This window comes from Halalkalicoccus tibetensis (assembly GCF_037996645.1).
In the GTDB taxonomy this organism is placed as follows: Archaea; Halobacteriota; Halobacteria; order Halobacteriales; family Halalkalicoccaceae; genus Halalkalicoccus; species Halalkalicoccus tibetensis.
On sequence record NZ_JBBMXV010000001.1, the window covers coordinates 514,739 to 529,196 of the forward strand.

General features: G+C 68.9%; 12 protein-coding genes. 1 reads left to right on the forward strand and 11 read right to left on the reverse strand.

Annotated features, from left to right (window positions below):
- The first annotated feature begins 6 nt into the window (after positions 1-6).
- Positions 7-741, forward strand: coding sequence for an MBL fold metallo-hydrolase (locus tag WOA58_RS02880; RefSeq protein WP_340602655.1), 735 nt, complete (start codon positions 7-9; stop codon positions 739-741).
- Between the two features lie 12 nt (positions 742-753).
- Here the strand turns inward: WOA58_RS02880 and WOA58_RS02885 are convergent, their stop codons facing one another.
- The 11 genes from WOA58_RS02885 to WOA58_RS02935 form a co-directional block, all read right to left on the reverse strand.
- A complete protein-coding gene (locus tag WOA58_RS02885) occupies positions 754-1,821 on the reverse strand; it encodes an mRNA surveillance protein pelota (RefSeq protein ID WP_340602656.1) in 1,068 nt (355 codons plus the stop codon).
- 44 nt (positions 1,822-1,865) lie between these two features.
- Complete coding sequence (locus WOA58_RS02890) at positions 1,866-2,507, reverse strand: DUF4013 domain-containing protein (protein WP_340602657.1); 642 nt, start codon at positions 2,505-2,507, stop codon at positions 1,866-1,868.
- Positions 2,504-3,436 (reverse strand): DUF4013 domain-containing protein, encoded by a 933-nt coding sequence (locus WOA58_RS02895; protein ID WP_340602658.1) that lies wholly within the window; start codon positions 3,434-3,436, stop codon positions 2,504-2,506. Before WOA58_RS02895 ends, WOA58_RS02890 begins: the two co-directional genes overlap by 4 nt.
- Positions 3,437-3,473: 37 nt before the next feature.
- Complete coding sequence (rqcH, locus tag WOA58_RS02900) at positions 3,474-5,564, reverse strand: ribosome rescue protein RqcH (RefSeq protein WP_340602659.1); 2,091 nt, start codon at positions 5,562-5,564, stop codon at positions 3,474-3,476.
- A gap of 44 nt (positions 5,565-5,608) precedes the next feature.
- The gene (locus tag WOA58_RS02905; protein ID WP_340602660.1) at positions 5,609-7,849 is read right to left on the reverse strand and encodes a glycoside hydrolase family 3 N-terminal domain-containing protein; all 2,241 of its coding nucleotides are present in this window, start codon (positions 7,847-7,849) and stop codon (positions 5,609-5,611) included.
- 194 nt (positions 7,850-8,043) lie between these two features.
- Complete coding sequence (locus WOA58_RS02910) at positions 8,044-8,514, reverse strand: SHOCT domain-containing protein (protein WP_340602661.1); 471 nt, start codon at positions 8,512-8,514, stop codon at positions 8,044-8,046.
- A gap of 68 nt (positions 8,515-8,582) precedes the next feature.
- Complete coding sequence (locus tag WOA58_RS02915) at positions 8,583-9,095, reverse strand: HVO_2922 family protein (RefSeq protein WP_340602662.1); 513 nt, start codon at positions 9,093-9,095, stop codon at positions 8,583-8,585.
- Positions 9,096-9,148: 53 nt separating this feature from the next.
- Positions 9,149-9,850 carry a DUF4013 domain-containing protein gene (locus WOA58_RS02920; RefSeq protein WP_340602663.1) on the reverse strand — a complete coding sequence of 234 codons (702 nt, stop codon included), beginning with the start codon at positions 9,848-9,850 and terminating at the stop codon, positions 9,149-9,151.
- Between the two features lie 168 nt (positions 9,851-10,018).
- On the reverse strand, positions 10,019-10,393 hold the full coding sequence (locus WOA58_RS02925; RefSeq protein ID WP_340602664.1) for a hypothetical protein: 375 nt from the start codon (positions 10,391-10,393) through the stop codon (positions 10,019-10,021).
- Positions 10,394-10,572: 179 nt separating this feature from the next.
- The gene (locus tag WOA58_RS02930; protein ID WP_340602665.1) at positions 10,573-12,228 is read right to left on the reverse strand and encodes a tRNA uridine(34) 5-carboxymethylaminomethyl modification radical SAM/GNAT enzyme Elp3; all 1,656 of its coding nucleotides are present in this window, start codon (positions 12,226-12,228) and stop codon (positions 10,573-10,575) included.
- Positions 12,229-12,273: 45 nt separating this feature from the next.
- Complete coding sequence (locus WOA58_RS02935) at positions 12,274-14,457, reverse strand: OB-fold nucleic acid binding domain-containing protein (protein ID WP_340602666.1); 2,184 nt, start codon at positions 14,455-14,457, stop codon at positions 12,274-12,276.
- Position 14,458 lies beyond the last annotated feature (1 nt).

A 14,458-nucleotide genomic window follows, 5' to 3' on the forward strand; every position in this document is an offset into this window, starting at 1 on the left:
CTCGGTATGCGAGTCACCTTCCTCGGCACCGGCAGCGCCATGCCGACCGGCGAGCGGTTCCAGACCGGCCTGCTGCTCGAAGACGACGGCCGAACCCTGTTGGTCGACTGTGGCAGCGGCGCGCTCCACGGCCTCGCACGGACGGACGCCGGCTACGAGGGCGTCTCCTCGCTGCTGCTGACCCACCACCACCTCGACCACGTCGCGGACCTCATGCCGCTGATGAAGGCCCGCTGGCTCGCGGGCGAGGAACATCTGGAGATCGTCGGCCCGCAGGGGACGAAGTCGCTGGTCGACGGCCTGCTCGAGGTTCACGACTACATGCAGGACCGTCTCGACCTCTCGATCCGCGAGGTCGGTCCCCACGAGTTCGAGGTCGCGGGCTTCGACGTCGAGGGGTACGAGACGCGCCACTCGATGTACTGTCTGGCCTACCGGTTCGACGATCGCTTCACGTTCAGCGGCGACAGCGACGCCTTCGAGGGGCTCGCGGATTTCGCCGAGGGCTCCGCGGTGTTGCTCCACGACTGCTCGTTCCCCGACGACGTCGAGGTCGACGGCCACCCCACGCCGACCGAACTCGGAGAGGCGCTCTCGGGCCGTGAGATCGGGCGGGTCTACCTCACCCACCTGTATCCCCACACGGAGGGCAACCAAGAGGGGATGCTCGAGTCGATCGGCGAGGTCTACGACGGCGACGTCCGGTTCGCGGAGGACGGCCGCAGCGTGACGATCCGCTGACGTTCGGCAGTGTCACTGCAGGCGATACCGAAGCAGCGCCGCAACGCCGCCCAAATTCGAGAGCTGCTGGGCGGGGTCGAACTCGCTCGAGAACACCACCACGTCGCCGCCCTTCTGTTCGGCGGTCGTGATCAGGTCGTTGACGTCCATCCTCCAGTCGCCGGAGCCCGCCCGCTCCTCGCGCAGGCGCTCGTCGGTGATCAGCAGCGTCTCGATCGCGCCGAACTCCGCGGCCTCCGCGACCTCGTCGATCCCGTAGGCGGCCTTCGCGCCCTCGGCCATCCGGCGGGTCAGCTCGTCGATCAGCTCGGCCTCGCGGGCGATGCGGGTCTCGGCCTGGACGTCCTCGACCGCGCCGCGTTTGAGTACCTCGTGGACCCCGCGGTCGCCGACGCCGGAGGTGTCGACCATGGTGATCAGCTCGGCGACGTCCCGGGTGTTCTCCTCGATGTAGTCGTAGGCGTCCTGCTTGGTGAAGCCCGGTCCGGCGAGGATGATCGCGTCGACGTCCATCCGGGAGAGGGCGTCGGCGAGCTTCCCGAACAGCTCCGAGCGCGCCCGGGCGAACTCGCCCTTGCCGCTCGGACCCGTGAACGTGGCGCGTTCCTCGGTGCCGTACTGCGCGACGGTGTGGATGTGGGCCTCGCCCTCCTCGACGGTGGCGATCGCCACGTCGGGGTTCTCGGCGGACTCCTCGGCCTCCTCCAGGCGCTCTCGCTGGTCGGCCTTCAGGTGTTTCTCGACCTCGATCTCGTCGTGTTCCTCGACGTTGAGGGTGTGGTGGTGGCCGAGCTGGTCCTCGCGGGAGGCCCAGGTGATCTCGCCGCCGACCCGGAGGCGGTTCGCGAACTTGTGGAACTCGACGTCCTCGACGGCGATCGTCACGCGCATGGGCTCGCGCTCGCCGCCGGTGTCGCGCATCTGGTCGTCGTTTCGCTGGATCCGGCGGGTGGTGTCGGCCGAGACGAGGTCGCCGGGTTCGAGGACGTAGGTGAGATGCCAGAGGTCGTCGAGGTGCTCGGGCACGAGCGTCAGGCGCTCCTTGCCGCCCTCGACGCGGTGGCGGTCCTTGATCTGCATACCCGGAGTCGGCGCTCGCGGGCCATAGTCCTCCCGAACCCGTCTCAAACTGTCCGGTAGGCGGCCGCGAGCCGTCGGGCAGCGACGATCGCCGTGATCCACCAGACCAGCGCCGCGAGGATCGGGCCGACCACGGGAACGATCTCGATGACGCCGCCCCCGAGCCCGCCGGCGGCAAGCAGGAGCAGCGCGCTCGTCCACCCGATGAAGTACGCCGCGTGGGTTCCGACGGCGAGGAACGCCCGCGAGGGGAGCGCGTCGCGGATCCCGCCGACGGCGTAGCGACACAGCGCGATCGGGAGGGCGTACAGCCCCGCGAGAACGACGAACAGCGTCGTCGTCGAGCCGATCAGGAAGAACAGCGTCGCCCCGTCCTGGGGATCGATCGCCGTCTCGGTCGCCAGCGAGACGGTGACCGCGCCGATCGTCGCCGGGATCAGCCCGTAGAGGAGACAGATCGCGCCCGCAGCGAGGCCCTCCGAGAACAGTGCACGGAACTCGACCGGCGGCAGGGCCTCTTCCCCGCCTATCACCGCCCGTGCCGTCGCGACGAGGTAGCCGAGCGCGGGGACGAGCGCGAGCACCGGGAGGAAAAGCGTGTGGGCGAGCAGGCAGATCCAGCCGACCAGCAGGGCCTCCTCGGCGTGTTCCCCTCGGAGATAGGCGAGGCGATCGCGCGCTCTCATCCGTCGGTCTCCCAGTCGGGCCAGCCCCGCTCGCGGTCGCGTCTCCCGGTGCGGGTCGCGAACTCCGCGGGCTCCTCGATCCGCGGGATCGTGCCCCGTTCGATGGGCTCGGCGGGCCGTTCGGTCGCGGGTCGGGAGGAGGCGGTCGGATCGCCGGAGCGGGTCGGTTCGGCGTCCCGTGGGTCCCGGTCCGGGGCGGTCGCCGGTTCCGGGTCCGAGTCGATCCCGAGCGCCCGCCGCAGCCCGCGCCCGTAGAGGTAGTAGCGGACCACGTCGGCGTAGAAGCCGACGAACAGGCCGACGAGGACGATCCAGAGCGTCCCCTCGATGGCGCCGCCGACGAGCCAGACGACGGCCGCGAGCAGCCAGGCGACCGCGTAGGTCTTGGTGAGTCCGACCGTCCGGAGCGTCCCGAGATCGAAGGCGGCGCCCAGCCGGTCCTCGCGCGCGAGGTTCGCGAGCGCGAGCGGCTGGAAGTAGGCGTAGGCGAGCAGCGAGCCGGCCGCGAGCAGGGCGGTCACGGCCGCGCCGACGGCGGCGACCGTCTCCGCGGCGGGGTCGCCGACGGCCGCCTCGCTCGCGGCCACCACCGCGACGAACGTCCCCACCAGAAGGACGAACGGGACCGCATAAACGACGCTGACGGCGACGAACCGCAGGCCGTCGACGAGCAGGCGTTTCCAGTTTCGGAACCGCGGCGGATCGGGATCGCCCGCGACCGTGCTCCGAAGGACGGCGACGTAGTAGCCGAACAGCGCGAGCCCCGGCACCAGCGCCAGCGGGAGGATCGCGAAGCCGACCAGGAGCACCGAGAGCGCGAGCCCGACGAGTCCGATCAGGGTCGCGAGCACCGGCAACAGTCCGCCGACGAGCACCGTCGTCAGCGCGTCCTCGCCCCGGGCGGGGTACTCGATCGCGTCGCCTAACATCGTCGGGCGGTGTCGACGGGATCAGTGTTCACGGCCATCATTCGTCGGCCATCCGGCTGCCGCCGGGCGGCAGGAACTCCTGGATCAGGTCGGGGCTCGCGACCTTCCGGACGAACGCGGTGTCGGCGAAGCGCTCGCGGAACTCCCGGTAGAGCATCTTCGCCATGTCGTTCTGGGCATAGCGGCCGGGCTCGACCTCGATCGCCGTCTCCGCCCGCGGGACGATCGCCGAGGGCGGCCCGCCGATCACGCGCGTGGTCGGCTCGCAGACGATGCCGACGGCGACGCCGACCTCGGTGTCCCGGTGGTAGGTCCGGTCACCACGGATCACGAACCCGCCCTTCTCGATGTACTCGCCGCTCTCGGGCGTCTTCGAGACCTGATCCGGGTCGACGGAGTAGGCGTCGTCGGCGAAGCGGCCCTCCTTCCAGACCGACGAGTACGACACCGCGAACTGCGCGGCCTCGTGGATCGACGACTCGGGGAAGTCGACCTCCTTCGCGGGCTCGCTCGGTCCCGTCGCCTTCAGCACCGTGACGGGACCGCCGTGGGCCTGGGTATGGAAGAAGCGATCGCCCCGGTCGAGGTACTTCTTCACCAGTGCCTCGTTCTCGTCGGCGTTCCGCCCGCCGATCACGAGGTAGCCGTCGCTCGTGTGGAACCAGCGGAAGTTCTCGTACCACTCCTCGCTCTTGCGAACGGGGATCGACGCCCGCGAGAGCCAGTCGATCTCCTCTGGCTCGTCGTCGCTCTCCTCCTCCTCGACGTCGCCCTCCTCCCACTGGCGCTTTCGCTTGCGAAGCGCCTCGAGCTCCTCGCGGGTCTCGGCGATCGCCTCCTCGGCGCCGGCCTTCTTCTCCTCGACGCGCTTTGCCTCGGTGTAGAGGCGGTCGGCGTTCTTCTCGACGCCCGACTGGACGTCGAGCGCGACGGACGTGTCGTCGAGCTCGACCGTCACCATGCCGTTCTCGGGGTCGAACCCCGTTACGCGCTCCGCGGCGTCGATCCCCTGTTCCTTGCCGGCCTCGAAGGTCTCCTCGACCTCGTCCCAGCTCCGACCCTCCTCGAGGGCGTTCCGGACCGTCGTCAGCACCTCGTCGACTAGCCCGTAGTTGGCGTAGACGAGTTCGGCGCGCTCGCGCTCCTCTTCGGCCTGCCGTTCGAACCCCTCGATCGCGCCCTCCTGCTGGTCGATGATCCGGCCCTTGCGCGCGATCTCCTCCTCGAAGTCGGGACTGGTGTCGGTCTCCTCGTCCTCTGTCGTATCGAGCTCGAAGAAGTAGTCGTCGAGCGCCTCGTTGAACCGCTCGTAGGAGTCGCTTTCGAGGCCCGAGTGTTCCTCCAGCGCGATGGGCGTCACGTCGACGAGGTCGCCGTCGTCGTTCCGGTAGATCCGCGGGTCGAACTGCTTTCCCTTCACCTCGCTCGCGAGCCGCGAGAGGGCGTCGTAGAGCCGCTCGAGCTGGTCGTCGTCGGCGTCCTCGATGGCGACGGTCTTCTCGACGCCCGTCCGGGAACAGACCTCCTCGGCGTAGAGCCCGCCGAGGTTGAGCTGGGTCGCGAGCGACCGCACGAGGTCGGTGTCCGAGTCGCGCATCAGGGCGACGAACTGCTCCTCGTCCACTTCGAGAGGATTGACCCGCGAGTCGGGGAACTGATAGCGCGAGCCGGGCGCGACGGTCCGGGACTTCAATCGCACCGTTTCCAGCGAGTCGATCACGTGGCGCGTCTCGTCACAGGCGGCGATGTTGCCCTCGCCGAACAGCTCGACGATGATCGTGGTGTTCTGATCCTCGCGTTCGAACTCGAAGCTGAGGATGCGGTCGAACTCGTACTGGGAGACGCCGGCGAAGTCCGCGCCCGACAGCCGGTTGCGAAGCATCTTCGCGAAATCGGGCGGTCGGCCCGGCGCGTCGGGGACGTGCTCGGGGGTCGCGACGTGGGCCCGCTTGTCCTCACCGACCTCGATCAGCAGCTCGACCCGTCCGCGGTCGAAATCGCGCAGCTTCAGGCGCAGGAAGTCGTCGCCGTAGAGGTAGGCCTTGTCGACCTTCGCGCCCTCGTACTCGTTCAGCTCGCCGACCAGCGCCGCGAGATCGATGCTGGTCAGCTCCCGTTTCTGGTCCATGACGCTACTCGCAGGCCCCGCGAAAAAGGCGTTGTCGTTCGGCCCTACTCGACGTGCAACTCCGTCGTCTCTTCGCCGACGAACAGCCGGTACTCGCCGGACTCGACGTAGCGCTCGCCGTCGTCGGGGACGTCACCCGAGACGAGCGCGAGCGGGCCGAGCGGTACCTCGAGGGTCAGGGTCGTCGAGCCGCCGCTCTCGACGTGACACCGCTCGAACGCGAGCAGCTGGCGGTCGGGCAGCATCAGCGGCCCGCTGGTGAACTCCCGGTCCCCGAAGACCAGCACGACGTCGTCGCCGTCGTGCTCGCCCGTGTTGTCGACCTCGACGGTGAGCTCGACCGTCGAGTCGGGCGAGGGATCGCTCACCGTCCCCGGGTCGACCGAGGCGATCTCGTACTCGAAGTCGGTGTAGCTCTCGCCGTCGCCGAACTCGTAGAGCGGGTCGAACTCGCCCTCGCCGGGGTAGTGGTTGTAGTAGATCGGCGCCTGGCCGACGTGGCGCGGCCAGGTGAAGGGCAGGCGCCCGCCGGGGTTCTCCTCGCCCAGCAGGACGTCCGCGACCGCGGTGCCGGCCTCGGTGCCCGGCAGGTAGCCCATGACGAACGCGTCGATGTGCTCGTGGACGCCCTCCAGGGTCAGCGGCCGCCCCGAGAGCATCACGCAGACCACGGGGGTGTCGGTCCCAGCGACCTGCTCGATCAGGTCGGCCTGCGCATCGGCGAGGCTCGGCGACTGGTCGTCGCCGGGCCCCTCGGCGTAGGAGCCCTCGCCGACACAGACCACCGCGACGTCGGCGCCTTCGGCGGCCGACTCGAGCTCGTCCTCGTCGCCAGGCTCCTCGCGGTCCCACGGGACGTGGGTCACGTCGCCGGCCGCGTCCTCGAGGCCCTCGAGAACGGTCACTGCCGGTGGCTCCTCCTCCGCGTCGTCGAGGCCCTGCCACTCGACGGTCCAGCCGCCCATCTGGATCGCGACGTCGGTCGCGGCCGGCCCGGTGACCAGCAGCGACTCCTCGCCCGACAGCGGCAGCGTGCCGTCGTTCTCGAGCAGCGTCATCGACTTGGCGGCCGACTCGTGTGCGAGGTCGCGGTCCGCGCCGACGACCGCCTCCTCGGCCACCCCGGGGTCGACGTAGGGGTCGTCGAAGAGGTCGAGGCGGTGTTTCAGCTTCAGGATCCGGCGAACCGAGGCGTCGATGCGCTCCTCGGGGATCTCGCCCTCCTCGACGAGCTCGATGAGGTTCGGCACGAAGTCGTCGATCTCGTAGGGGACCATGTACATGTCGACGCCCGCGCCGATGACCAGCCGGACGGCGTCCTTGATCGACTCGCCGACCTCGTGGATCGAGCGCAGCCGGTGGATGTCCTCCCAGTCCGAGACGATCACGCCGTCGAAGCCCATCTCCTCGCGCAAGAGCTCCTGGATCAGGTACTCCGAAGCGTGGGCGGGCACGCCGTTGAGCGAGCCGCTGTTCATCATCACCGTCGCCGCGCCGGCGTCGAGGCCGGCCTGGAACGGCGGGAGGTGCTGGGTGCGGAGCCGCCGCTGGGGGATGTGTGCCGGGTTGCGATCGAGCCCGCCGAAGGGCTCGGAGTAGCCCGTGAAGTGTTTGACCGTCGCCGCGATCGAGTCGCCGTCGGGCCCGTCCTCGCCCTGGAGCCCGCGGGTCTCGGCGGCGGTCATGATCGAGGTGTGGACCGGGTCCTCGCTGAAGGACTCGTAGTAGCGGCCCCAGCGGAGGTCCCGCGCGAGGTCCGCGGCCGGCCCGAAGTTCCAGTGGATGCCGGTCGCGCGTACGACCTCGGCGGTGTGATCGCCGATCTCCTCCGCATACTCGGGTTCCCAGGTCGCGCCGACGCCGGCTGCGTGGGGGAACATCGTCGCGTCGACGACGTTGCTGTGACCGTGGACGGCGTCGATCCCGTAGATGATCGGGACGCCGGTGGCCTCGATCGCGTACTCCTGGATCTCGTTGGTCGTCTCGGCCCACGCCTCGGGCGTGTTCTCGACCGGAGTCGAGCCCCCGCCGCTGAGGATCGACCCGACGTGGTTCTCCTCGAAGGCGGTTTCGAGGAGCTCCTCGTTGAGTTCGCCCCCGTCCCAGGGGTCCTCGCCCGAGAGGCGCGCGAGGTCGAGCTGGGTCATCTGCCCGACCTTCTCCGCGAGGCTCATCCCCGCGACCCGCTCGTCGATCTCCTCGTTCGTTTCGTCGTCCAGTTCCGTGTCCGCGGCGGCGTAGCCGCCGACCGCCGCTGCCCCCGCAATGCCGGCGGTGAGCTGCATGAACCGTCGCCGCGAACCGTCTATCGTGGTGTGATCTCCTTCCATCGCGTATCCGTGGCCCGTCGCCACGATCCGAAATCACCACAAAGATAGTTAATGATTCGTGAGGCGGTAGAGCCGGGTGGTTAGGCGTAATACTATGTACTATCACCGCTTCATTATGTAGGATCGAGACAAAAGAAATCGGGCTGTGGCTATCGCTCGTAGAGCCGTTCGCGCGCTCGTTCGCGGTCCTCGAGGTCCTCCATGGTCTCGGTTTCGAGCAGCCGCTCGAGCTTGCGCTCGAACTGCTCGTCGGTGAGGTCGCCCTGCGCGTAGCGATAGCGGAGGGTAGCGAGGGCGTCGCGGTTCGAGGGCTCCCGAGCGGCTTCGGGCTCAGCTTCGGGTTCGTCGGAGGAGGACCCGAGCCAGTCCTCCTTCGTCCCGAACCACTCCTCCCAGTCGGATTCGTCGCCCCACCAGTCGTCCCACCACTCCGCGCGTTCCTCCTCGTCGCCGAACAGCAAGGCGACCAGCGGAACGACGACCATGAAGCCGAGGAGGAAGACGAGCCAGAACCAGCTCGCCCCGGCGAACAGTGCCAGGAGTCCGAGGCCGGTAACGAGCAGCGACGCCACGCCGACGGCGTTCTCCTCGAGCCGTTCCCTCGGGCTGTCCGCGCTCATGTCCTCACTCCGTCGGTAGGTGTCAAAACCCTTCGGGCCTGGGTCCGAGTCCGAGCCGGCGAGCCCGCTCATTCGAGCTCCTCGACCCGCGCGCCGGGGGCGTTGTGCTGAACGCTCCGCAGTCCTTTGATCGCGCTCTGCTTGCTCGAATACCCCTCCCCGCCGTCGGCGATGATGTTGCCGTTGCGGTGGACGAGCCGCCAGCGCCACTCGTCGGCCCGGTCCCGGTAGACCTCGAAGCGGCCCTGGCTCGGCTCGGGGACCTCCTTCGAACCGGGCGCGAACTGGATCCCCACGTCGGGTTCCGGGGCTTCCTCGATCCGCTCTGCGTCCGCCCCCTCGACCTCGGACCACTCGATCTCCAGCTCGATCTCCAGCTCGCCGCCGTCATCCTCCCCGTCGCGTTCGACCTCGACGTCGAACTCCGCGCGCTCGGGCGGCGTCACCTCGACGGCGTACTCGCCGTCGCGGAACGTCACGGGGCCGTCGCCGTCCAGCTCGCCGGCGAGCGCCCGGAGGTAGGCCGCGATCTCGCCGCGCTCGCGCTCGGACTCGAACTCGAAGAGGGTGTCCTCTGTCATGGCTATCGGTAGGCGAGGGACGTACAAAAAGGCAGTTCAGATCGCGTCGCCGGTCAGATACCGGGCTGGCCGTCGACGACGGGCCGTTCCGTGACGGGGGTGTGCCGGAGCTCGCCCCAGGTGTGGCCGATCACGTAGTACGCCGCCACGGCGGTGTAGAAGCCCACGAAGGCACTCGCGATGAACCCGATGACGGGCACCGCGTTGAGCAGCCCGCCGACGACCCCGCCGGCGACGACGATGACGAAGGCGGTCAGCCAGCCGGTGGCGTAGGCCCTGTCGGCCAGCGCACGGCGCATGGTCGCCCAGTCGAAGCCCGCGCCCAGACGGCGGGTCTCCGCGAAGTTCGCGAGCGCCGCGGGCACGGCGTAGGCGACGGCCAGGGTCAGCGCGAGCCAGACCACGAACCCGACGAAGATCCCGATCCCGCCGATGGTACCCAGCAGGTCGCTACCGCTCGCACCCAGCAGCCCGCCGCTCACGACGAACGCGACTAGGACGGCCGTCGGGATCAGCGCGTAGACGAAGGCGATGGCCGTGGCCTTCGCACCGTCGACGATCAGCTCGCCCCAGTCCTCGAAGACCGGCGGCTCGCCGTCGCCCCGGGCCGTGCGATCCAGTACGCGGACCATGTAGCCCATCGCGGCGAACAACGGCACGATCAGGAACGCAAAGAGCGTCATGACCGCGCCGAGGATCACCGTGGTGACCGCGTCGTCGCTCCCCTTCAGATAGCCGACCGCCTCCGAGATCACCGCCAGTCACCGCCGTTCGGATCGCAATACCCACTATCGATCGTCGTCGTTTTCGTCATGGTTTCCCCACTGACCGCTCACGGAGTGAGAGTTCAGTATCTACTACTCGCTCTCCGGGAGCTTAACTAATTGCACGTTAAAATATCTGAAATTTGTTCCTTCGGGCCTTCAGCCGTCGGTCTCTTCCCCGTCGTCCTCGTTGTCCTCGCCCTCCCCGGTTTCCTCGTCGGGCTGTTCGTCCCCGTCCTCGAACTGGTCGTGGGGGTCCTGCTCGTCTTCCTCGTCGGCGTCGCCTTCCGTGGCGCCGGGCTCCCCTTCGGCCTCGTCATCGGGGCCCTCGCCGTCGTCGTGCGTGCCGCCACCGGTTCCGCCCCCGTTGCCGTCGGAGTCCTCCGGGACGTAGTCCTGCTCGTCGGGCTCGTCCCCGCTCTCGGTTCCCTCGCCCGTTCCGGGCTCCTCGTCCTCGCCCTCGTCGGTACAGCCCGCGAGCGCGATTCCCAGCGCCGCTCCGGTCAGTTCGAGCGTTCGTCGTCGGCTGATCATATACTTGCACGTAGCGGTTACGGACTCAAAAGCACGCGCCCGGAACTCGCAACCTCCGAGATGATTCGGTACGTACGGGCCAGTCGCACTTTTTCCTCGCTACGCTCGTAAAAACCTGCACCAAAAACCCGTGGTACGGAACGTTGGTTCGGTCGGACACCAGGGAGTATCGAAACCACTCAGAGCTGCTTCGAGACGTACGGGCCGTCCTGGCGGTAGCCGAGCTTGTTCCGGTAGTACTCGCGGGCGCCGATCCCTGAGATGACGCTGACCTTCCCGAAGCCGGCATCGGCGGCGAGGTCTTCGGCAGTTTCCATCAGTCGGCGGCCGTAGCCCTTGTGCTGCCAGTCGGCGTCGCTCGCGATCCCCATGCCGAGCTCGTTGCCGTAGACGTGGAGCTCGCGGATCAGCGCGGCGTTCTCGAGCTCGCGGCGAACCGGGTCCTTGGGGAACCGCAGCCGGCAGAACCCGATCAGGAGGTCGTTGTCGGGGTCCTCGAAGCTGATGAACTTCTCCGTCCCGCCGGCGGCCTCGTAGCTCATCACGTCGAGCTCGACGGATTCGGGCTCGGTGTCGTTCATCCCGACCTCGCGACAACGGATGCAGTCACAGCTCCAGCCGTGTTCCTCCATGCGCTGTCGCGCGAGCTGGCGGAGGTTCGACTTCCAGACGCCCGCGTCGATGAAATCCGCGGGGATGTCCCGCTGGACCCGTTGGAGACGGACGTACTTCGGGAGCATCGACTTGACCTTCGCGACTAGCTCGGTGGCCTGCTCGTTGGTCAGCGGCTCGAACTCCCCGCGGCGCCACTGGTCGTACGTTCGGGTGCCCCGGACGACGATGTTCGGGTAGATCTTGAGGTAGTCGGGCCGCCAGTTCGAGTCCTCGAACAGCTGGCGGAAGTCCTCCTCGCACATGTCGAGGCTCATGCCGGGCTGGCCCGGCATCATGTGGAAGCCGACCTTGAACGCCGCGTCGCGCAGCCGCCGGTTGGCGTCGATGCTCGCCCCCGCGCCGTGCCCGCGGTGCATTTCTCTATTAATGCGTTCGTAGGTCGTCTGGACGCCGACCTCGACCTTCGTCCCGCCCAGCCGGAGCATCCGGTCGATCTGCTCGGGATCGCACCAGTCGGGCTTGGTCTCGAAGGTGGTGCCGATGTTCCGCACGTCGTTCGTCTCGTTCTCGGCGATCACGTCCTCCAAGTACGAAAATTCGTACTCCTCCTCGCTCTGGGCGAAGCTCTCGCCCTCGACGGGTTCCGGCGGATCCTCTGGATCGAAGTCGTTCATCGCCTCCAGCGCCCGCTTGACGAAGTGCTCCTGGTAGTCGTGGCTCCGGGCGGTCATCGTCCCGCCCATCAGGATCAGCTCGACCTTGTCGACGGGGTGGCCGATCTCTCTGAGCTGGGCGAGCCGGAGGGTGACCTGCCCGTAGGGGTCGTAGTCGTTCTGCTGGCCGCGCGCGGCGGCGGGCTCGTGGCCCGTGTAGCTCTGGGAGCTGTCGAACTCGCTCGCGGGCCCGCCGGGACAGTAGAGACACTTCCCGTGGGGGCACATGTGCGGCGAGGTCATGATCGCCACGGGCGAGACGCCCGAGGCGGTGCGGACGGGCTTCCTGCGAAGGACGGCCTCGGCCTCCTCGCGGCGGTCGTCGGGCGCCTGCGCGAGGATCTCGCCGTTGGTCGGCACCTTCGGCGCGGAGAACTCCGAACAGACCTCCAGCTTCGCGGACTCGACGTCCTCGCGCTCGAGCTCGCCCGAGAGCACGCGGGAGATCAGTTCCTCGCAGACACGCTCGAAGGCCTCGGACTCCGTGGGCTCGACGTCGGTACTCATTCGATCGTCGGAACGTCGGCGGTTGGACGGAATAAGGATGTCGGCCTACGCGTCGGCGGCCAGCGCGGCGGCCTCCTCGACGGTCGCCTCGCGAACGGACTCGCGCTCGCCGATCAGGAAGGACAGCCGGCCGCGGCGGACCCCGGCGGTGAGCACGCCGCCCTCGGGGACGCGCTCGGCGACCCGCTCGCCCAGCTCGCGGACGTCGATCGTCTCGGTGCTTCGGACCTGGAGGTCGGCCTCGTCGAGCCCGACGACGGCCAGCCGGTCGGCCTCCCCATGCAGGTCGCGGAACAGCGCGTCGAGCAGCAGCTCGGTCGGCGGGAAGTCGAAGCGGTGGGTGAAGGCATCCGTATCGAGGGTCGCGACGGTGATCCCCTCGAGCTCGTGGGTCTCGAGGTGCGGGCGCACCGTCTCGAGCTCCTCGTCGAGCTTCGCGCGGAACTGCTCGCTGACGTGCGAAGCGAGGCTGCGGACGTCGTCGTCGCCGGCAAAGAGCAGATCGGCGATGAGCTCGCGTTTGTCCTCGTAGGACTGGTAGTACGCCTCCAGGGCGACGGCCTCGCGCAGCTCGCGGGCGGTGTCGGCGTCGTAGCCCGCCTCGCTCGCGAGCTCGGCGTACGCCTCGGGGGCCTCCTCCCAGTAGCTCACCGCGGGCAGGTGGGCGATCTCCTCACGGACGTCGCCGACGCCGCAGGCGACGTTCGCCGCCAGCACGGTCGTCGTGACCCGGTCGTCGTCCGCCCCGGGGACGACGCCCTCGGTGAGATCGCTCGTCTCGAAGCCGGCGTCGGCGTCGATCACCAGGTGTTCGACGTCGTAGACGTCGAGCAGCTCGATCCCGTCGCGGGACTCGGCGGTGCTGCCGGTGTCGACCAGCACCACGAGCGGGAGCTTCTCGTCGTGGCGCTCGCGGTTGTCGAGCATTCGGGTGACGTCGCTGGTTGCGGCGCCCATGTCGTAGTCCTCGTCCTCGAGGGGCTGGCGGTCGAAGTAGTGATACACCGCGTCGTCGCGGTCGTGTTGCTCGCGGACCAGCGGTAGGACGGCCCGCTCGATCGCCGCGCCGGCGACGTAGCCGTCGGCGGTGGCGCTGTGGCGCAGCACGATCGGCCGGGACTCGATGACGGCCCGCCGGATCGCGCCGGCAGCGTCGGCGATCTCCTCGCGGTGGTCAGCCACCGTCGGGTCCTCGGCGAGGACCTCGATCCCGTCGGGCTGGGCCTCGGCGTCCAGCGCGTCGTCGAGGCGCTGGACGACTGCCTCGGCGTCGGCCTCGACCAGGGGCTTGAGCGACTCGGTCTCGACCTGGACCCCGCCACGGCGGCGTTCGACTTCCCCCGTGAGACGGATCAGGTCGCCGCTCTCGACCTCGGGGTAGGCCCGGACGCCGGCCTCCTTGAACGCCGCGCACTCGGCGACGCCGGTCTCGTCGCGGACCTCGAAGATGGTCGGGCCGCCCGTCTGCCGGACGTCGACGACCCGCCCCTCGATGCGGATCCGCTCGCCGATCGACTCCTCGAGCCCCTCGACGGTCACCCGCTCGGGAGGACCCGTCTCGATCGGCTCGGCGGTCGTCGAGGCGGAGCCGACCGAATCCGTCCCGCCGTTGGCCGAAGCGTCGGCCGGTTCGCCGTCGGACTCGGATTCCGGTTCGGCGGTTGGTTCGTCGTCGGCTTCGACCGTGGCCTCGTCATCCGTTTCGACTTCGCCTTCCGGCTCGCCACCGGCTTCTACGTCGGCTTCGGCCTCCGGTTCGTCGCCGGGCTCGGCCGCCGGCTCGTCGTCGACCTCGGTGGGGGGCGCCTCCTCAGGCTCCGGTTCGGTCGCCCCGCTCCCGTTTCCCTCGTCATCCGGAAGGTGATCCCCCTCGGGGCTGTCGATCACTTCGCCGCGGAACTCCCGCGGGGACTGGCGGATCGACCACGCGAGATCGACGTTGCCGTTGTCCTGGACGCCCGTGACCTGGACGTAGACGGTGTCGCCCTCGTCCCAGTCGAGGCTCTCGAGGCGGCGGTCGAGCTCGCTTCGGTGCAGCAGGCCGGTGACCGAGTCGCCGATGTCGACGAAGACGCCGAAGTCGGCGAACCCGTCGACGCTACCCTCGTAGAAACGGCCGTTGGTGAGCTGCTCCGGGCGGTTCCCCGTGAATCGGAACGCGACGTCCTCCTGGTGCGAACGGCAGACGACCCCGTCGACCGAGGTGCCGCAGATGATACATTGACCCATT